This window comes from Porphyromonas sp. KLE 1280 (assembly GCF_000700805.1).
Taxonomy (GTDB): Bacteria; Bacteroidota; Bacteroidia; order Bacteroidales; family Porphyromonadaceae; genus Porphyromonas; species Porphyromonas pasteri.
In genome coordinates, this window is sequence record NZ_KL362962.1 from 573,620 (window position 1) to 592,824 (window position 19,205).

The following is a 19,205-nucleotide window of genomic DNA, read 5'->3' on the forward strand; positions in this document are numbered from 1 at the left end:
ATATCGACAACCTCAACTATGAATAAGCGTATCTATCTACTGCTCCTCACGCTCGCTTTGGGACTAGAGCCACTTGGGGCTATGCACATCATGGAAGGATTCATTCCTCTGAAGTGGTGCATCCTTTGGTATCTCATAGCTCTCCCCTTTGTGGTCTTCAGCTATCGCTTTGTAGCCCGTCAGATCAAGGCTTCTCCTCGCATGAAGAGTTCTTTCGCCTTGGCAGCTGCTTATACTTTCATTCTCTCTGCTCTAAAGATGCCCTCCGTCGCGGGGAGTAGCTCCCACCTTACTGGGACCACATTGGGTACGCTTACGATTGGTCCTATGGCAATGCCTTTAGTCGGAGCTATCGTGCTTCTCTTCCAAGCTCTGCTATTGGCTCATGGGGGGATCAGTACACTGGGGGCAAATATTTTCTCGCTATCTATTGCAGGCCCTTTTGTTGCCTACGCACTCTTTCGCCTTCTAACCTCTGCTCGCTTACCAAAGAGTCTGGTCATCTTCATCGCAACCTTCTGCGGATCGATGGCAACCTATATCGTCACCTCTTTTCAGCTTGCTGTTGTCTATCCCGATACCGTCACAGGTATTATGGGAGCTGCATGGAAATTCCTCGGGATCTTCGCTATCACACAGGTGCCACTCTCTATTATTGAAGGTATCTTGACAGTCATTGTACTCCGCCTCCTTGAAAAGAGCCAAGCAAAAACGGCTACCAGCGTGAAAGCATCCAGCACGAAGTCCTCTACAGAGAGTAGCCTACGCCCACAATTCATTTGGCTCTCAATTCTCGCTGTAGTCAGCCTTGCATTACCCATCTTAGCAGGCCTTTTTGACATAGGAGCAGGTACGGATGACCAAGCCGGAGAAATGATTGGGCGACTAACCCCGGGCTTCAATCCAACTCCATTCCTTGAGAGCTTCGAGCCATCAGAGTTTGCAGAGCCTCTTCTCTTCGCACTGCAGGTAGCTATTGGTATTGCTCTATTCGCCTGGGGATACTACCAGCTCATTTATAAGAGACATCAATCCAAGCAGAAGGAACAAGAAGCCTAATGTCCCACACGAAGCACTGCTCTCGACGTCCTACGCTCCGTGAGGAGCAGGGGTACTTATTCTTGTGTCTACTTCTCCTTGGGGTAGCACTTGTGCTGCAGCATACAGCTTATCTCCTTATGCTTGCAGCAGCTATCATTGGCTTGACTTTTGCTCGAAGCACGGGAAAAAGATGGCTCTTGACACGCAGACTCCTCATCCTCTCATTCTTCATTCTCCTCTCAATTCTACCGATTGCCTTAGGCCGTGGAGAAGGGAGCTCTCTATGGATAGACTTCGGAGGCTGGGGCATAACGAAGGGGGGAAGTGTACAGGCTCTCAAAACGGGGCTTCACTGCTTAGCCTCCGCCTCCTCGATGATGCTCCTCCTTCAGCTTCTTCCTCTCCATCGACTCTACACAGTGCTACGCAGCCTTGGTACTCCCAAGCTCTTCATTGAGCTCATTGAGCTCACCTACCGCTATATCTTCGTCCTAGAGGAAACGGCAGGGCAGATTCGTCTGGCACAGATGAGCCGTCTGGGTTACCAAGGGAGCTTGAGCGAGAAGTTCCAGCACTTCGGCATGCTCCTCTCGCGTACTTTTATATTAAGCCAAGTCGAATCAGACAAACTTTACCTTGGGCTCCAATCTCGAGGATATGAAGATGAAGGTCTAAGAAGTAGCTCACACAACAGCACTGAGAGTATGAATCACTTTCCTCTACTGCAAGTCAAAGAGCTATCCTTCCACTATGAAGATGGATATGAGGCTCTCCAGGGTGTCACCTGCACCATACAGCGAGGAGAGCGCATAGCTCTCATCGGGCATAACGGCGCAGGGAAGTCTACCCTCTTCCTTCTACTCTCAGGACTCCAACCTTCATGGGATGGAGAAGTCTATCTACATGGCCAATTAATTCATCCACAAGAGCGAGTCGCGCTAAGGCAACAAGTAGCACTCGTACTCCAAAACTCCAATTATCAGCTCTTCACTCCCTCTGTCGAGGATGAGATCGCCTTCGGGCTTAAGAATATGGGTCTGCGTGAGGGAGCCCTCCATAAGCGACTTGAGGAACTCTTGACTCGCTACAACCTTGCCGAGCTCCGCCACAAGCCTCCCCATGAACTGAGCGAAGGTCAAAAGAAGTGGGTAGCTCTGGTAGCTGTCCTCGCTACCGATCCTGAAGTTCTAATCCTTGACGAACCTACGGCGGCACTTGACGCGTTGTACACGGAGCGTGTGTTGGACTTACTGGAGCAGCTACATCTTGCAGGGAAGACCATCATCATCTCCACCCACGATATGGAACTGGCCAGCCGCTTCGCCGATCGAGTATTACTGATGGAGGCAGGCAAACTGATTTGTGATCGTAAGGCTCCTGATCTTTGGTCCGATAGTATCCTGCTAAAGGATAAGCACCTTCCACAACCCTGGGCATGGCGAACTCGTACGCATCAGCAGGCGCCTCCCCGCCCAATCCGTACGGAGCTACCGCAGTATCACCTCCCGCTCTTCCTATCATCGGAGACTCTCCCCATACTCCTCGTGGGAGGAGGAAAGGGTATTTGGCGCAAAGCCCAAGGACTCATTGAGCGTCGCATCCCATTCAAAGTCATGGCACCAGCTCTCTGTGATGAGCTCACAGAAGCAGCACGACGAGGTGACTTTGAGTGGATTCCTCGTGCTTACACTGGAATCTCCGATGTAGGTGAGGCACGTATCGTCATCTTAGGAATAGGAGACGCTGGTGAAGAGCTTCGCTTTGCGAAAGAACTTGAGGCTACAGGCTACCTCTTCTCCCTGCTCAGCGATGCAACACGAGGGAACTTACAGTTTGGTGCTACCGCACACAAGGAAGGGATTACCCTATCAGTGCACAGCGACTACCGCCTCCCCGAGATCACACAGCAGCTCAAGACGGCATGGAGTGAAACACTTCCCGATGGCTTCGAAGGACGGTTACAAGCCCTCTCCCAATATCGTCAAGCACTGCAAGAGGCTACCGATGAGGCTGAGCGTGCTCGTCTACGCCAGGCCTACGACAAACTAAAAGAATCACTACTACAGGATACGATCCATGATCGGACTCATTAGTATCAACCATAAGACCGCCTCCCTATCGAGACGTGAGCAGTTCGCCCTCGGAGAGGAAGAAGCAGTCCAACTTATCTCACAGTGGCAAGGGGAGCAAGGTCTACTTGGTGGCTTTGTTCTCTCTACTTGCAACCGCCTGGAGATCTATTATGAAGCACCCAACCAAGTAACACAGGAGCTTGAGTCTACACTCATCCGCAGTCTCTATCGCTTCAAGCGCATACGCCACTCTGGGGACGAATCAATCTTCACAACTCTACATCACACAGAGGCCATACGCCACCTCTTTCGTTTGGCTTGTGGGCTGGAGTCGATGGTCCTTGGAGAAACCCAAATCCTCGGACAGCTGAAGGAAGCCTATCGTCGTGCTACGACTCACGAGCAGAGTACAGCCGTGATCTCTCGTCTCTGTCATCGAGCCTTTGAGACTGCTAAAAAAGTGCGCAGTGAGTACCTACTCTCGGCGACACCGATCTCTGCAGGGATAGCAGCCGTCGACTACCTCCGACAGCGCATCACGAACTTCTCTGAGCAGCCCGTACTCATCCTCGGAGCGGGACAGATGGCTGAAGTCATTGCCCACCGCCTACAGGAGCTCCAGCATCCTATGGTGAGCATCTACAATCGTACCCGTGAGCGAGCCATGGCCTTTGCAGAGAAGCATCAGATCTCCTCGGTGTACTCGGATGATTATCTTCCTCAGGCGCTCACAACCTCTCCTATCACCTTCGTGGCCACCTCTTCTCTTACTCCGATTATCACGGAGGAGCTCCTTGCACATATACCACAAGGGGAGCGCTACTTCTTTGACATGGCCGTACCACGCAATGTCGATCCTTCGCTGGACGAAGTACCCCACCTCCATCTCTATACGATCGATGATCTGAGAAGTCAGCAGTATCTCTCGGGCGAAGAGATTCACCAGCACGAGGAGATACGTAGCTACATCCAGTCGATGGTACAGGACTTCCTCCAGTGGTGCGATGCGGCAGAGGTGAGACAAACGATCGGTCTCATCCAGCAGGTATCCCATCAGCTTCTCGACAAGGAGCTCTCTGCCCTTCCCCACGACTTAAGCGAAGAGGAGCGTAAGCTCATCTCGCACTGGGACGAACATCTGCGCACCACTTACACGACTGCGATCGTCTCCGCACTGCGAGAGCTGAGCGAGACGACAGGGCTTAAGACCTACTCCAAGACACTCCTCCAGCTCTTCACCCATATACAAGGTAAGCTCCCATCACATGACTCCTAAGACCTTCATCCTCGGGACGCGAGGAAGCCAGCTCGCGCTGCGCCAGAGCGAGATGGTACGCGATGCCCTCCTCCAGCACTTTCCTACCCTTCAGATCGAGCTCAAGATCATCAAGACAAAGGGGGACAAGCTCCAGCATCTCTCCCTGGATGCCTCGGGAGACAAGGGGCTCTTCACGGGGGCGCTTGAGGAAGCACTGCGAGCTGGAGAGATAGACTTCGCCGTGCACAGCCTAAAGGATCTTCCCGTTGATCCCGCTCCTGGCACCCGCATAGCAGCTTATCTGCCCCGTGCCGTCACACACGACACGCTCATAGGTCCGATGCCTCTCGAGGCTTTGCCCGAAGGTGCTCTCATCGGGACATCAAGCCGGCGCCGTGCCTACCAGATAGCTCTCCACTATCCTCATCTGCGTACCGAGCCCATCCGAGGGAATGTAGAGACTCGCATAGGCAAGGTCGACGCTGGACTCTTCGATGCTACCCTCCTCGCAGAAGCTGGTCTCACTCGTCTGGATATGAAGGACGTCACCCGCTATCCTATCAGTGAAGAGATCATCGTACCTGCTCCTGGGCAGGCAGCTATTGCCGTCCAGACGCGAGACGAAGATGGTGAGCTACAGACCCTACTTCAGCAGATCCATGATGCGAAGACCGAGCGAGAGGTTACCATTGAGCGAAGCCTCCTCAAGCGCTTAGGTGGCGGCTGTGCCCTCCCCTTGGGCTGCGTCTGCCATATTGAGGGCGAGACGGCAGAGCTTCGTGTCTTCTACGCGAACGCTTCGGGGACAGAGCACTATCTGGCTACGCACCGCTCCCCACTCTCAGATATTGACACCCTTCTCTCGCAGCTCATCGAGCGCCTTCAGCATATCACCACAGCATGAGTACCGTATATCTTGTCGGAGCAGGTCCTGGTGACCCCAAGCTTCTTACCCGTCGTGCCTACGAACTGATCACCTCAGCGGAGATCGTCGTCTATGACGCTCTCGTCTCTCCCCGCATTATCGAGCTCATCCCCCCGACTACTCGCCTCTACAATGTAGGGAAGCGCTATGGCGCACACTCTATGAAGCAGGCCGAGATCAATGCGCTGCTCGTCGAGCTGGCCTCTGAAGGGGCGAGCAAGATCGTACGTCTCAAGGGCGGCGATCCCTTTGTCTTTGCCCACGGGGGTGAAGAGATGAACGTACTCCGCGAAGCTGGTATCCGCTATGAGATTGTGCCAGGGATCACGGCAGGGCTTGCAGCTCCTGCCTACTTCGATATTCCCGTGACGCACCGAGCAGTCAGTCGTTCGTTCACTTGCCTTACTGCCCACTCGGAGTCAGGAGAGCTCCCTACCTTCGATTGGCAAGCTCTTGCCAAGCTCGGCGGTACACTGATCTTCTACATGGGTGTTCGCCAAATCGCTTCGATTAGCCAAGCTCTCATCGAGGCGGGATGCTCTGCAGCGACCCCAGCAGCTTTGGTTAGCCGAGGGACGACCCCACAGCAGGCACTCTTAGCACGCACCCTCGGGGAGTTCACTGACCCCGAAGAAGACTTCACGGCCTATACGCCCGCCCTCTTCGTCATAGGGGAGGTGATTCGTCTGAGTGAAGGTCGCACGTCACGCCCCTTGGCTGGGAAGAAGGTCATCGTCACGCGAGCACGTCATCAAGCCTCCTCACTGCAGGAAGCCCTCGAAAGTGAAGGCGCCGAGGCACTCCTTCTCCCGACCATCGAACTATCATCCAACGAAGCCATCAACGCAGAAGTCGCCACGCACCTCGGTCAGCTGGCGCGCTACGGCTGGATCTTCTTCACCTCGCCCAATGCCGTGGAGTTCTTCTTCGCAGCACTGCACCGAGCTGGACTTGATACCCGTGCGCTCTCGCCCTGCCGTATTGCATCGCTGGGACCGATGACCACGGCAGCGCTCGAAGCTCAAGGTATCAAGCCCGACTTCATGCCCAGCGAGTACCACGCTAAGGCCTTCGCCCACGAATTTGTGGAGCAAGTCTCTGCCCCCCACGATAAGCCCCTCCTTCTACCAGCTTCGGCACTGGCGCATGACGACCTTGCTCATCTCCTGCAGGAAGCTGGCTACCGCTGTGAGCGCCTTCCGCTCTACACCAATAGCCCAATTCATTACGAAGCGGAGGAGCTTCGGGCGACGCTGGCATCAGCTGACTACCTGACGGCTTGCAGCTCATCGGCGATCCATCACCTTGTAGAGCTACTGGAGCAATATCAGCTGACCGACCTGCTACGTACGCTTCCCATCGCAGTCCTTGGAGAGCAAACGGCAGGCGCCGTACGAAGCTACGGCCTTGAGCCCCAGCTCATCGCACCGCAGGCGACCATCCCATCGCTCGTCGGAGCTCTCATAGAGCGCCTCGGCTAAGGCATTCTATTATCCATCACCAAGTAGTAGCGGGGTGTAGGGCATCAGGTCCTGCACCCCGCTTTCGTATGGTGTAGAGTACCTGTCTGCTGGAAGCTGGAGCAAACATATAGAGACTGTTCCCGAGAGTCCAGTCCTCTATTTAGAGTGCTAAGGCATCGTGCGCCCAGCTCCCCAATAATGCACCTCACCGAAGAGATACACAAGCCCTCCGCCTTATCGCAAGTATTCCTCTTATCCAGCAGAGGGAAAAGTGCCCTTCTCGCGAAGGAAAAAGCGCCTTCACGTAGTGGGATTTCTCTATCTATGTACGTAGTCTTAAAGACCACGCATGTAAGTCCAAATATCCACGTACGTAGATATTAGAGCCACGTACGTAGCCCAAACTTATCTGCCACTCGTCCACAACTTTTATCCCTACGCGGAGCAACAACCTAATATAGGGAGGAGAGAAGAAGGTATATACTACTTGCTCCAAGGGTATATACCTTTTCATTCCACCTCAATAAAGCCGAGGACGAGAGGTCGGGAAGCCACCGCAAGCCCCTCAGGAGATTTGCGCCGCCAGTAGCGGACAATATTGTCTTAAAACGGGGGGAAAAGAGTATATTTGTACGTGAGCAAGCCAAGGATTTCGCCCTCGATGACGCGACGAGCTACCACTGAGATGCCGATCCGTTAAGTACCGCTCATACGCTGGGCATAGAGCCACAGTGTAAGCTGACAACAAACAATACAGCAAATACACATACAATGGAACAAGTCGATGTGCTCCTCGGGCTGCAGTGGGGCGATGAAGGCAAAGGGAAGATCGTCGATGTACTGACGCCCTCCTATGATATTATTGCACGCTTCCAAGGCGGTCCCAACGCGGGGCATACGCTGGAATTCGAAGGAGAAAAGTACATCCTTCGCTCCATCCCCTCAGGTATATTCCAGGGCGACAAGATCAACGTCATCGGTAATGGTGTGGTCCTTGACCCCATCCTCTTTACTGAAGAAGCTCGCGCACTCTCCCGTAGCGGCCACGATCTGCGTAAGCGCCTCGTCATCTCTCGCAAGGCACACCTGATTCTCCCCACGCACCGCATGATCGATGCTGCACAAGAGGCAGCCAAGGGCGGTGCCAAGATCGGGACGACAGGGAAGGGCATTGGTCCTACCTATACCGACAAGGTCAGCCGCACTGGGCTGCGCGTCGGGGACATTCACTCCGACTTCCTCCGCAAGTACCAAGAAGCGAAGGAGCGTCACCTGACCCTTCTCCGCGCTTATCAGCACCCCACGGAGGGCCTCGAAGCTCTCGAAGCTCAGTGGATGGATGCGATTAAGTACCTCGAAGAGTTCACCTTCATCGATAGCGAAGAGTATATCAACGATGCACTTCGCTCCTCGCGTCGCATCTTAGCAGAGGGTGCACAGGGCTCGCTCTTAGATATCGACTTCGGCTCCTATCCCTTCGTCACCTCGAGCAACACAGTCTGTGCAGGCTGCTGCACGGGTCTCGGTGTCGCTCCACGACAGATCGGCGAGGTCTACGGGATCTTCAAGGCTTACTGCACCCGTGTCGGCTCGGGTCCCTTCCCCACGGAGCTCTTCGACGAAACGGGTGAGCAGCTCTGCTCGCTGGGTCATGAGTTCGGCTCCGTGACAGGTCGCCGCCGCCGCTGTGGTTGGCTCGACCTCGTAGCTCTGCGCTATACGGTGATGCTCAATGGTGTCAGCCGCCTGATCATGATGAAGAGCGACGTCCTCGATAGCTTCGCCACGATCCGCGTCTGCACGGACTACGAGATCGATGGTAAGAAGACGCGCAACTTCCCCTATGAGCTTACCGACGCAGTACGCCCTGTCTACACCGAGCTCAAAGGGTGGCAGTGCGACACGACTAAGCTCACCTCTGCAGCGGAGTTCCCTCAGGAGCTCAAGGACTACATTGCCTTCGTAGAGCGTGAGATCGGTGTACCCATCACGATCATCTCCGTTGGGCCAGATAGAGATCAGACGATTACCCTCCATCCTGAGCTCCTGCCCCAGACACACTGAATAGACTTCGATGACCTATCAAGAAGCTATTGAGTATCTCTATGCAGCTACGCCCGTCTTCCAGCAGGTAGGCACCACGGCATACAAGCCAGGCTTAGAGACGACACATACCCTGGACACACACTACGGCCATCCCCACCGCTGCTACCGCACGATACACGTCGGTGGCACGAATGGTAAGGGGTCGACCTCCCACACGATAGCAGCCGTCTTACAGGCCGCTGGCTATCGTGTGGGGCTCTTCACATCCCCCCACCTCTTAGACTTCCGTGAGCGCATCCGTGTGAATGGGGAGATGGTGAGCGAAGACTTCGTTTGTCGCTTCGTAGAGGACGCTAAGCCCCTCATCGAAGAGCGTTCGCCTTCCTTCTTCGAGATTACGACGCTCATGGCTTTCGACTACTTCCGTCAGGCACAGGTAGACTTCGCTGTCATCGAGGTTGGGCTGGGAGGACGACTTGACTGCACCAACATCATCTCGCCCATCGCCTCAGTCATCACCAGCATCAGCAAGGATCATACCCAGCTACTCGGAGATACGCTCGAGGCTATAGCTCGGGAGAAGGCGGGTATCATCAAGCCTCATACACCTGTCATCATCGGGCGAGGTGAATCCCCCAAGGTGCGCGAGGTCTTTGTGAAGAAGGCTGCCGAAGAGGAGGCTCCCATCATCTTCGCCGAAGAAGCCGTACACATCAAGGCACAGACGCCCGAGTTCCCAGGCCAGAGCTTTACACTCGAGGGTGAGGAAGCCCACCCCTACTACTTCGGCTTGGGTGGACTCGTACAGCGGGATAACTTCCGAGCGATCTATACGACGATACAAGAGCTACGTAGTCAGGGAATCGCCATCTCCGAAGAAGCATTCCGTGACGGGCTACGCCATGTCATTTCGCTCACTGGGCTGCGCGGACGCTGGGAAGTACTATCTCAGCACCCCACCCTCATCTGCGACACTGCACACAATGAAGATGGCGTCCGCTATATCGTAGAGCAACTCCGTAGCCTACAGCGTCCCCTACACATCATCTTCGGCATGGTCAATGACAAGGATATCCGCGGAGTACTACAACGTCTACCGAAAGAAGCGCGTTATTACTTCACCGCAGCCTCCGTGCCACGTGCTCTCGCACCAGAGGACTTACAAGCTCTAGCTGAGCAGTATGGACTACAAGGCAGCACTTATCCGAACGTCCACGAGGCACTCATCGCTGCTCGCAAGGCGGCAAACCCAGATACAGATGTCCTCTTCGTCGGGGGGAGCAACTTCCTCATCTCCGACCTCTTGGCGGACCTCTCTAACACAGATATCAACTAACTAATAATTCTATCAATATGGAACAAGCAAAGCTGTCACTGCGTGACAAGCCAGCCGCCCGCTGGGGTGCGCTGGCACTCCTCTCGCTGACGATGTTCTTCGCCTACATGTTCGTAGACGTACTCTCTCCAGTGAAAACACTCGTCGAGACCGAGCTCGGCTGGGACTCTACTGTCTTCGGACTCTATGGTGGGAGTGAATTCTTCCTCAACGTCTTCGTCGGCTTCCTCATCCTCGCAGGTATCATCCTCGACAAAATGGGGGTACGCTTCACGGCGCTACTATCGGGTAGTCTTATGGTCATTGGGGCCCTTATCAAGGTCTATGCCCTGAGTGCGACCTTCCGCAATGGTGGTCCTGGCTACGATGCTATCAATAGCTTCAGCAGCTTCATCCATGGTATCACGGGATGGAATCTCCCTCCCACAGCTCTCTGTGCCTGCCTCGGATTCATGCTCTTCGGCTGTGGTACCGAGATGGCTGGCGTGACGGTATCACGAGCTATCGTCAAGTGGTTCAAGGGTAAGGAAATGGCACTGGCTATGGGCATTGAGATGGCACTGGCTCGCTTCGGTGTCTTCGCTATCTTCCGCCTCTCTCCTTGGCTCGCTAAGGAGTTTGAGTCAGTACAAGCACCTGTCATATTCTGTGCTCTACTTCTTTGTATCGGGCTAATGCTGTATGTCGTCTACTACTTCATGGACAAGGCACTGGATAAGGACCTTGAAGGCGAAGAAGAAGAGGCAGAAGAGCCCTTCAAGTTCTCCGACCTCGGCAAGGTCTTCGGAAGTGGTGTCTTCTGGGTCGTCGCTATCCTCTGTGTACTCTACTATTCAGCGATCTTCCCCTTCCAGAAGTTTGCGACCGAGATGCTTCACTACAAGGTCGGCTTTGAAACGACAGAGGCTGCTGCTTACTTCAGCTACTTCCCCATTGGTGCGATGATCGTCACGCCTATCCTTGGCTTCTACCTTGACCGCAAGGGTAAGGGGGCTACGATGCTTATCCTCGGATCAATTCTCATGATCATCTGCCACCTGATCTTTGCTCTCTATCCCTTCGTGCCTGGTAGCACCAATAGCACCATCGTTGCAATGAGTGCGATTGTCCTCCTTGGGATCTCCTTCTCACTCGTACCTGCTACGCTGTGGCCCTCTGTACCCAAACTCATTGACAATAAGGTATTGGGCTCTGCCTATTCGGCTATCTTCTGGATCCAGAACGTTGGTCTGATGTCTGTGCCTATCATCATCGGTAGCATCCTTGACTCAGTCAATAAAGGTGTGCCCGAAGGTCAGCCGAAGGACTATACGCTTGCTATGCTTGTCTTCGCCAGCTTCGGTGTCATCGCCCTGCTGATGAGCCTCTTCCTCAAGGCTGTTGACAGCAAGAAGCACTATGGTCTCGAGCTGCCCAACGTGAAGTAGTAATAGACTCCTTCATCTTAATGCATCGCGAGGTGCCGCTCCCTTGGCAGGGGCGGCACCTCGCTTCTTTTAAATCAGCTACTTAGCAAAGCAGCAGCACTGAGCAATATAGTATCGTAAGATAAATCTATATTGGTCGCTGGGTGAACCTATATTGGTCAGCGCTGTGACCTATATTGGTCCGATTCACAACCTATATAGGTCAACTCAGCGACCAATATAGGTCCACCCACCGACCTTCCCCTCCATCATAACAGTACCCCCTCCGTCTTGCTAGCATCATATCATCTTGCTTAGCCTTCCTGCTATAGCTCCTCAAAAGCTCCACTTTGACACAGGAGTACCTCCGTGGGCATCTTAGCTTTTTACCGTATCTTTGTGCACATTGTGTAAGCCTCACCGAGGCACAAGAGACAACGATAATATATGGCAGTCGAAATAAGACAGATCACGGAGAAAGCCGACCTGAGGAAGTTCGTCAAGTTCAACCTCAAGCTCTACAAGGGCAATCCGTATCACGTACCTGGGCTCATCGAGGACGAACTCCTCACGCTAGACCCAGCACGCAACCCCGCCTTTAAGTTCTGCGAAGCCGCATACTTCCTTGCCTATCGCGATGGGCGTATCGTCGGGCGTATCGCAGGGATCATCAATCACCGCGCCAACGAGACGTGGAACCAAAACAACGTACGCTTCGGCTTCGTCGACTTCATCAATGACAATGAAGTCGTCGATGCGCTCTTCAAGGCTGTTGCTGACTGGGGCAAGGCCCGTGGCAAGGATATGCTCCAGGGGCCCATGGGCTTCTCTGACCTTGACCACGAAGGGATGCTCATCGAGGGCTTCGACCAGCTCGGTACGATGGCTACGATCTACAACTATGCATACTACCCCAAGCACATGCAGCGCATGGGCTTTGTCAAGGATCAGGACTGGCAGGAGTATAAGATCATGATCCCCGAGGAGATCCCCGAGAAGCACAAGCGTATCGCCGAGATCGTCCGCAAGAAGTACGGGCTCAAGACTCTGAAGTTCAAGAATCAGCAGGAGATCCTCCCCTATGCACACCGCATCTTCGACACGCTGAACCAAGCCTACTCAGTCCTCTACGGGGTATCTGAGCTGTCACGTGAGCAGATCGACTACTATGTGCGTATGTACATCCCTATGCTACGCTACGACTTCGTGACCGTCATCGTCCGCGAGGAAGATGATAAGGTCATTGGCTTCGGCATCACGCTGCCCAACCTTAGCCGTGCGCTACAGAAAGCTAAGGGAAGCCTCTTCCCCTTCGGATGGGCACACCTACTACGTGCACTGAAGATGAAGAACCCCATCGTAGACCTCTACCTCATCGGGGTCATCCCAGAGTATCAGAACAAGGGCGTCAATGCACTTCTCTTCGACGACCTCATCCCTGTCTTCCAGAAGAACGGCGTACGCTATGCCGAGAGCAATCCAGAGCTCGAGACCAACGCTGCTGTACAGATGCAGTGGAACTACTTCGAGCGTAAGCACCACAAGACCCGTCGTGCCTGGATCAAAGAAATATAAGAGATATGCTTGTTGAATTACTGAAGTCCAAGATTCACCGCGTCACAGTCACCGAAGCGAACCTCTCCTACATCGGGAGTATCACTATCGATACCGACCTCATCGAGGCCGCTAATATCCTCCCAGGAGAGAAGGTACAGATCGTCAATAATAACAATGGGGCTCGCCTCGAGACCTACGTCATCGCTGGAGAGCGAGGATCAGGTGTCATCTGCCTCAACGGAGCTGCAGCCCGTCTGGTGCAGCCTGGCGATACCGTGATCATCATGGCCTATGCTTGGATGACCTACGAAGAAGCACAGGGCTTCAAGCCCGCAGTTATCTTCCCCGATACCGCAACTAATAGACTCGTATAGATATGTTCGAAAACCTGAGTGAGCGCCTCGAGCGGTCATTTAAGATCCTCAAGGGCGAAGGTAAGATCACCGAACTCAATGTAGCTGAGACGCTCAAGGATGTGCGCCGAGCACTCCTCGAAGCGGACGTCAACTATAACGTAGCTAAGAAATTCACCGAAGACGTCAAGGAGAAGGCCTTAGGTCAGGATGTCCTCACCGCTGTCCGCCCAGGCGAGCTGATGGTGAAGATCGTCCACGATGAGCTGGCTAACCTAATGGGAGGCAAGGCTGCAGAGCTGAACCTCACGGGCATGCCCGCCATCATCCTCATGTCGGGTCTTCAGGGCTCGGGGAAGACAACCTTCTCTGGGAAGCTGGCTAACCTCCTCAAGACCAAGCAAGGCAAGAAGCCCATGCTCGTAGCTGGTGACGTCTATCGTCCCGCTGCTATCGAGCAGCTTCGCGTGCTGGCAGGTCAGCTCGATGTCCCCGTATTCTTTGACCTCGAGAGCAAGGATCCCGTGAGCATCGCTCGCCGTGGTGTCGCTGAAGCTATGGGTCAGGGCTGCGATGTCGTGATCATCGACACCGCTGGTCGTCTGGCTGTCGATGAAGAGATGATGCGTGAGATCGAAGAGATCAAGCGTGCTATCCGCCCCTCGGAGACGCTCTTCGTCGTCGACTCGATGACAGGGCAGGACGCTGTGAATACAGCTAAGACCTTCAACGAGCGTCTCGACTTCGATGGCGTCGTCCTCACTAAGCTTGACGGGGATACCCGCGGTGGTGCTGCCCTCTCCATCCGTACCGTCGTTGATAAGCCGATCAAGTTCGTCGGGATGGGCGAGAAGATGGATGCACTGGATGTCTTCCACCCCGATCGTATGGCCGACCGTATCCTCGGCATGGGTGATATCGTCTCACTTGTCGAGCGTGCCCAGCAGCTCTACGACGAGCGCGAAGCTAAGCGCCTCGAGGAGCGTATCGCTAAGGATCAGTTTGACTTCAATGACTTCCTCGCCCAGATCCAGCAGATCAAGAAGATGGGTAACATCAAGGATCTTGCAGCGATGATCCCAGGTGTCGGGAAGGCACTGAAGGATATCGATATCAAGGACGATGCCTTCAAGAGCATCGAAGCTATCATCTACTCGATGACGCCCGAGGAGCGAGCTAAGCCTCATATCCTCGATGGTCATCGCCGTAAGCGCATCGCTCTTGGGAGTGGGACGAGCGTACAAGATGTCAATAAGCTCCTCACGCAGTTCACCCAGACCCGCAAGATGATGAAGACTCTACAGGGCTTCAAGGGCGGTAAGATGCCCAAGATGCCCAAGATGCCATTCATGGGTGGTGGCAAGCTCCGCTAATCCCTCCCCATACACTGCCTCATAAAGAAGAGGCCTATATGAGATCATCCCTTGGATAATCATCATCCTCGCTTCACTACGATAGCGTCCATGATCCTTATCCAAGGGATGAACTCTTTCTCCCCTACTCTACTTATTATACGTACGATATGAAGCTAACAAAGCTACCATTGGTCGCTGCTCTATCGCTCCTCATGCTCTCAAGCAATGCATGGGCGCAGAGCACCAAGCGACTCATCGATGAAATCAATCCCTTCATCGGGACCTCTAACTTCGGTACGACTAACCCTGGAGCCGTCGTACCCAATGGCTTGATGAGTATCACGCCATTCAATGTATCGGGCTCCCCCGAGCTGAATAAGTTCGATAAGGACAAGCGCTGGTGGAGTACACCCTACACCGCTGACAACAAGTTCTTCTCGGGCTTCAGCCATGTCAATCTGAGCGGTGTCGGCTGCCCTGAGCTGGGGAGTATCATCGTATCGGCTTCTGCCGGCGATCTCGATGTAGACTACACACACTACGGCTCGGCCATGAGCCAAGAGAAGGCACATCCTGGCTACTACAGCGTACAGCTCGATAAGCACAAGATCAAGGCTGAGGTGACGGCTACTCAGCGTACAGCCGTCTCTGCCTTCACCTTTGAGCGCGGTGGTAAGAGCAATATCCTCGTAAATCTCGGTCTGGGGCTGACGAATGAGAGTGGTGCGACCGTGCGCTTCCTCAATGACTCGACCATCGTAGGGAGCAAGCTCATGGGGACCTTCTGCTATGCTCCCCAAGCTGTCTTCAATCAGTACTTCGCTATCCGCATCAGCCGCCGTGCACCAGCCTCGGGCTACTGGAAGAAGCAGCCTCCTATGGAAGGCGTAGAAGCTGAATGGGACAAGGATCAAGGCAAGTACAAGATCTATCCTACCTACCGGAAGGAGATCAGTGGGAATGATATCGGGGTATGGTTCTCCTACGACACCAAGCCTGGTGAGACGATTTATGTCCAGACGGGCGTATCCTTCGTCAGCGAAGAGAATGCCCTGCTGAACCTCACTACCGAGCAACCTAAGCTGGACTTCGCTGCCGTTCGTCGCGCTGCAGAAGATAGCTGGGAGAAGGCACTACGTGTCGTCGAGGTAGAAGGTGGTACGACGGACCAGCGTAAGATCTTCTACACGGCACTCTATCATCTCTTGATCCACCCCAACATCCTGCAGGACGTCAACGGTCAGTATCCTATGATGGGATCACTCCAGACGGCTACGACGAAGCACGACAGATATACCGTCTATTCGCTGTGGGATACCTACCGCAATGTCCATCCGCTCCTCTCGATCCTCTATCCACGCAAGCAGCTGGCTATGGTAGAGACGATGCTGGATATGTATAAGGAAGGTGGCTGGCTCCCCAAGTGGGAACTCTACGGGCAGGAGACTTTCACCATGGAAGGAGACCCTTCGATCATCGTCATCAATGACACGTGGCAGCGTGGTATCCGTGACTTCGACACGAAGCTCGCTTACGAAGCTATGCTCAAGGGCGCTACGACGCCAGGTAAGGATAATAAGCTCCGCCCTGACTTCGATGACTACGCTTCACGAGGCTACGTCCCCTTGAGAGAGCAGTTCGACAACTCGGTCTCTCACGCGCTCGAGTACTACATCGCAGACTGGAATCTCAGCCAGTTTGCCTCTGCTATGGGTAAGAAGAAGGATGCACAGCTCTTTGCTCGCCGAGCTTCTGGCTACAAGCACTACTACGACAAGGAGACGGGGCTACTTCGTCCGATCCTCCCCGATGGGAAGTTCCTCACCCCCTTCCACCCCACCCTCGGCCGCGACTTCGAGCCTAACCCAGGCTTCCACGAAGGGAACTCTTGGAACTATAGCTTCTACGTCCCCCACGATATCCGTGGTCTTGCGAAGCTTATGGGAGGTGAACGCAAGTTCGTCGACAAGCTGCAGAGCGTCTTCGACAAGGAGAACTACGACCCAGCTAATGAGCCCGACATCGCTTATCCTTACCTCTTCACCTACTTCCCCAAGGAAGCATGGCGCACGCAGCGTATCACAAGCAAGCTCCTCGGGAAGTATTATCGCAACGAACCCAGCGGTATCCCAGGCAATGATGATACGGGTGCGATGAGCGCATGGGCTATCTTCACGATGCTTGGCTTCTATCCCGACTGCCCTGGATCGATGAGCTACGGACTTACTACGCCTACTTTTGACAAGGTCACCATACACCTTGACACGAAGTACTACAAGAATCCTACGCTGGTCATCGAGACGCGTCCTGTAGACGAACATACCAACCGTCAGCGCATCTATTTCGACGAGTTCCAGATAGGTAACAAGCTCTATAAGAATACCTACCGCATCAATCACGACGAGCTGATGAATGCTGGCAAGATCACCTTCTTCACGAAGCTTGTAGGTGGTATGCCAGAGATTACGGTGGATTAATCAGAGTGAGGGTATCAATTTTTTTTGCAGGAAAGGCCGTAGAGCCTTTGTATAAGCAAAAAAATCTGTACATTTGGAACAGAATCAAGAGGGAGTTACGGCACACAATCCCACCTGGATACCTCCAGAAGCTCCCCCTCCTCGCAGCAATTAACTTTGTACAACCCATACAACAGAACTTATGAACAAGACAGAATTTATCGCACGTGTGGCTGAAGTAGCTGAGCTGACTAAGGTAGATGCTCGCAAGGCCGTCGAAGCTTTCGCTTCTATTGTAGCTGCAGAACTCAAGAAGGGTGAGAAGATCACGCTCCTCGGCTTCGGTACCTTCTCTGTAAATGAAAAGCCTGCTCGTCAGGGTATCAATCCTCAGACGAAGAAGAAGATCCAGATCCCTGCTCGCAAGGCTGTGAAGTTCAAGGCTGGTGCAGCTCTCGACCTCAACGTAGCTCCTGCTAAGAAGGGTAAGAAGTAAGCAGCACGACACGTGTTTCATTAATGGCGCGGGGCCACTCCATCGACTTGGTGGGGTGGCCTTGCTCTTTTCATTCCCCCACCCTCACAGCTATCCGATGATCCAGCTTACTACAAGCGGCGAAGAGAGCCGCCTCACACTCCACGAAGGCAGCGAAGAGCTTGGCCACATTTCCTTTCGTGTGCTTCCCGAGACTTCCATTGCTGTGGCCGAACACACGCGTGTTTCGCCCGAGCATCAAGGCAAAGGCATCGCCGCAAAATTAGCCGAAAGCTTCTTCGAGCACTGCCAAAGCGAAGGCCTTCTTGTTCGTCCCGTCTGCTCCTATATAGTGGCTTATATGGAGCGTCACCCTGAGCTCGAGGTACTTCGTGCTCCAGAGGAAGCCTAGCCTCCAAGTACCTGCGATAAGAAGTATCTCTACTTCTTAGCAGGAGTTATATTACTTCTGACTGAATGTTATATTACTTTCAGCCGAATGTTATATTACTTTTCATCAGAAGTAATATAACATCTGAACAAAGGGTATATACCCTACGATCGAAAGGTATATTCCTTCTTACGACAAGCTATTGAGCTTCGTCTGTGCGCTACAGAAGGTCGCCTTCAACAGTAGCCGATGCGTTGCCCTAAAAACAGTCCCGGCCCTGCGGTAAATGCTACCGCAGGGCCGGGACTTATTCCGTCGAAGAGACGGGAAAATGCTTACTTCGTGCGAAGGAGGAAGCTCAGCTCGATATCATCGTTGATGAAGTTGTCGCCGAGACCCGTGAAGAAGCTCTTCGAGCCGTACTTGACATTCCAGTCTGCACGATTGATGTTGAAGGGCTTGCTCGCGATGGAGTAGGTACCGTGCTCCTGATCATAGACGACAGAGGCGACGGGGATGGTGATGTTCTTAGAGACATCCTTCAGCGTGAGATTCCCCTTGAGCTCCGTGAGGTCTGCGATGCGGACACCTTCGGCGGGGATACTCGTCAGCTCAAACTTTACTTCGGGGTACTTAGCAGCATCGAAGAAGTCTTCGCTCAGAAGGTGAGCCTTGAGCTTATCACCGCCTTCCTCGGGCTTGAGATCCTCTACAGTGAGGCTGTCAAGGCGAAGAGCGACGTAGCCACCACGAAGGATACCTTCGCGAAGATCAAGCTGCCCCGAGCTAACAGGGAGCTTGCCGTGGTGCGAACCCGTCAGCTTGAAGCCCTTCCACTGAACTTCAGAGGCGGCGAAATCAATCTGTACGCCCTGTGTGCTATCATAGCAGAGGAAGGCCACAGAGTCAGAAGCCGCTACACTGCTCTGCCCATTCGAGCCCGAGCAGGAGGCAATAAAGGAGCCCGCAGCAAGAAGTCCTGCCAGAGCCCAAGTCATTTTCTTCATATATAATCGGATCAATAATTATAGATTGTTATCAAGTAAACCACGAAGTAATAAAAATTGTTCA

General features: G+C 53.7%; 15 protein-coding genes. 14 read left to right on the forward strand and 1 reads right to left on the reverse strand.

The features are described from left to right. Window positions 1-18 precede the first annotated feature (18 nt). The 14 genes from HMPREF1121_RS02225 (at window position 19) to HMPREF1121_RS02290 (ending at window position 18,155) form a co-directional block, all read left to right on the forward strand. Entirely contained in the window at window positions 19-1,059 is a 1,041-nt protein-coding gene (locus tag HMPREF1121_RS02225; RefSeq protein WP_084151907.1) for an energy-coupling factor ABC transporter permease, read from the forward strand. Continuing rightward, on the forward strand, window positions 1,059-3,134 hold the full coding sequence (locus tag HMPREF1121_RS08610) for an ATP-binding cassette domain-containing protein (protein WP_052353553.1): 2,076 nt from the start codon (window positions 1,059-1,061) through the stop codon (window positions 3,132-3,134). The genes HMPREF1121_RS02225 and HMPREF1121_RS08610 overlap by 1 nt, the downstream gene beginning before the upstream one ends. Continuing rightward, a complete protein-coding gene (hemA, locus tag HMPREF1121_RS02235; RefSeq protein WP_044114463.1) occupies window positions 3,118-4,389 on the forward strand; it encodes a glutamyl-tRNA reductase in 1,272 nt (423 codons plus the stop codon). Before HMPREF1121_RS08610 ends, hemA begins: the two co-directional genes overlap by 17 nt. Next, window positions 4,379-5,275 carry a hydroxymethylbilane synthase gene (gene hemC, locus HMPREF1121_RS02240; RefSeq protein ID WP_044114464.1) on the forward strand — a complete coding sequence of 299 codons (897 nt, stop codon included), beginning with the start codon at window positions 4,379-4,381 and terminating at the stop codon, window positions 5,273-5,275. Before hemA ends, hemC begins: the two co-directional genes overlap by 11 nt. Further along, window positions 5,272-6,777 (forward strand): uroporphyrinogen-III C-methyltransferase, encoded by a 1,506-nt coding sequence (cobA, locus tag HMPREF1121_RS02245; protein ID WP_044114465.1) that lies wholly within the window; start codon window positions 5,272-5,274, stop codon window positions 6,775-6,777. The genes hemC and cobA overlap by 4 nt, the downstream gene beginning before the upstream one ends. 753 nt (window positions 6,778-7,530) lie before the next feature. Then, complete coding sequence (locus HMPREF1121_RS02250) at window positions 7,531-8,823, forward strand: adenylosuccinate synthase (RefSeq protein WP_044114466.1); 1,293 nt, start codon at window positions 7,531-7,533, stop codon at window positions 8,821-8,823. Window positions 8,824-8,833: 10 nt separating this feature from the next. Beyond that, a complete protein-coding gene (locus tag HMPREF1121_RS02255; RefSeq protein WP_044114467.1) occupies window positions 8,834-10,141 on the forward strand; it encodes a bifunctional folylpolyglutamate synthase/dihydrofolate synthase in 1,308 nt (435 codons plus the stop codon). Between the two features lie 17 nt (window positions 10,142-10,158). Continuing rightward, entirely contained in the window at window positions 10,159-11,568 is a 1,410-nt protein-coding gene (locus HMPREF1121_RS02260) for an MFS transporter (RefSeq protein ID WP_044114468.1), read from the forward strand. A gap of 426 nt (window positions 11,569-11,994) precedes the next feature. After that, on the forward strand, window positions 11,995-13,122 hold the full coding sequence (locus tag HMPREF1121_RS02265; protein ID WP_009432990.1) for a GNAT family N-acetyltransferase: 1,128 nt from the start codon (window positions 11,995-11,997) through the stop codon (window positions 13,120-13,122). A 5-nt stretch (window positions 13,123-13,127) separates the two neighbouring features. Further along, entirely contained in the window at window positions 13,128-13,478 is a 351-nt protein-coding gene (gene panD / locus HMPREF1121_RS02270; protein WP_009432887.1) for an aspartate 1-decarboxylase, read from the forward strand. A 2-nt stretch (window positions 13,479-13,480) separates the two neighbouring features. Then, window positions 13,481-14,830 (forward strand): signal recognition particle protein, encoded by a 1,350-nt coding sequence (gene ffh, locus HMPREF1121_RS02275; protein ID WP_044114469.1) that lies wholly within the window; start codon window positions 13,481-13,483, stop codon window positions 14,828-14,830. 149 nt (window positions 14,831-14,979) lie between these two features. Continuing rightward, window positions 14,980-17,289: a GH92 family glycosyl hydrolase gene (locus HMPREF1121_RS02280; protein WP_084151909.1), complete on the forward strand. Its 2,310-nt coding sequence runs from the start codon at window positions 14,980-14,982 to the stop codon at window positions 17,287-17,289. 181 nt (window positions 17,290-17,470) lie between these two features. After that, window positions 17,471-17,764, forward strand: coding sequence for an HU family DNA-binding protein (locus HMPREF1121_RS02285; RefSeq protein WP_009433000.1), 294 nt, complete (start codon window positions 17,471-17,473; stop codon window positions 17,762-17,764). Window positions 17,765-17,861: 97 nt separating this feature from the next. Then, complete coding sequence (locus HMPREF1121_RS02290) at window positions 17,862-18,155, forward strand: GNAT family N-acetyltransferase (RefSeq protein WP_044114470.1); 294 nt, start codon at window positions 17,862-17,864, stop codon at window positions 18,153-18,155. Between the two features lie 314 nt (window positions 18,156-18,469). On the opposite strand, the gene HMPREF1121_RS02295 is transcribed toward HMPREF1121_RS02290, so the two are convergent. Continuing rightward, complete coding sequence (locus HMPREF1121_RS02295) at window positions 18,470-19,141, reverse strand: YceI family protein (protein ID WP_232223719.1); 672 nt, start codon at window positions 19,139-19,141, stop codon at window positions 18,470-18,472. Window positions 19,142-19,205: the final 64 nt, after the last annotated feature.

Coding starts and splice junctions, on each gene's coding strand:
- panD (WP_009432887.1), top strand. CDS start 13,128: ATGCTTGTTGAATTACTGAAGTCCAAGATTCACCGCGTCACAGTCACC.
- HMPREF1121_RS02250 (WP_044114466.1), top strand. CDS start 7,531: ATGGAACAAGTCGATGTGCTCCTCGGGCTGCAGTGGGGCGATGAAGGC.
- HMPREF1121_RS02285 (WP_009433000.1), top strand. CDS start 17,471: ATGAACAAGACAGAATTTATCGCACGTGTGGCTGAAGTAGCTGAGCTG.
- cobA (WP_044114465.1), top strand. CDS start 5,272: ATGAGTACCGTATATCTTGTCGGAGCAGGTCCTGGTGACCCCAAGCTT.
- hemA (WP_044114463.1), top strand. CDS start 3,118: ATGATCGGACTCATTAGTATCAACCATAAGACCGCCTCCCTATCGAGA.
- HMPREF1121_RS08610 (WP_052353553.1), top strand. CDS start 1,059: ATGTCCCACACGAAGCACTGCTCTCGACGTCCTACGCTCCGTGAGGAG.
- HMPREF1121_RS02280 (WP_084151909.1), top strand. CDS start 14,980: ATGAAGCTAACAAAGCTACCATTGGTCGCTGCTCTATCGCTCCTCATG.
- hemC (WP_044114464.1), top strand. CDS start 4,379: ATGACTCCTAAGACCTTCATCCTCGGGACGCGAGGAAGCCAGCTCGCG.
- HMPREF1121_RS02260 (WP_044114468.1), top strand. CDS start 10,159: ATGGAACAAGCAAAGCTGTCACTGCGTGACAAGCCAGCCGCCCGCTGG.
- HMPREF1121_RS02290 (WP_044114470.1), top strand. CDS start 17,862: ATGATCCAGCTTACTACAAGCGGCGAAGAGAGCCGCCTCACACTCCAC.
- HMPREF1121_RS02265 (WP_009432990.1), top strand. CDS start 11,995: ATGGCAGTCGAAATAAGACAGATCACGGAGAAAGCCGACCTGAGGAAG.
- HMPREF1121_RS02255 (WP_044114467.1), top strand. CDS start 8,834: ATGACCTATCAAGAAGCTATTGAGTATCTCTATGCAGCTACGCCCGTC.
- ffh (WP_044114469.1), top strand. CDS start 13,481: ATGTTCGAAAACCTGAGTGAGCGCCTCGAGCGGTCATTTAAGATCCTC.
- HMPREF1121_RS02295 (WP_232223719.1), bottom strand. CDS start 19,141: ATGAAGAAAATGACTTGGGCTCTGGCAGGACTTCTTGCTGCGGGCTCC.
- HMPREF1121_RS02225 (WP_084151907.1), top strand. CDS start 19: ATGAATAAGCGTATCTATCTACTGCTCCTCACGCTCGCTTTGGGACTA.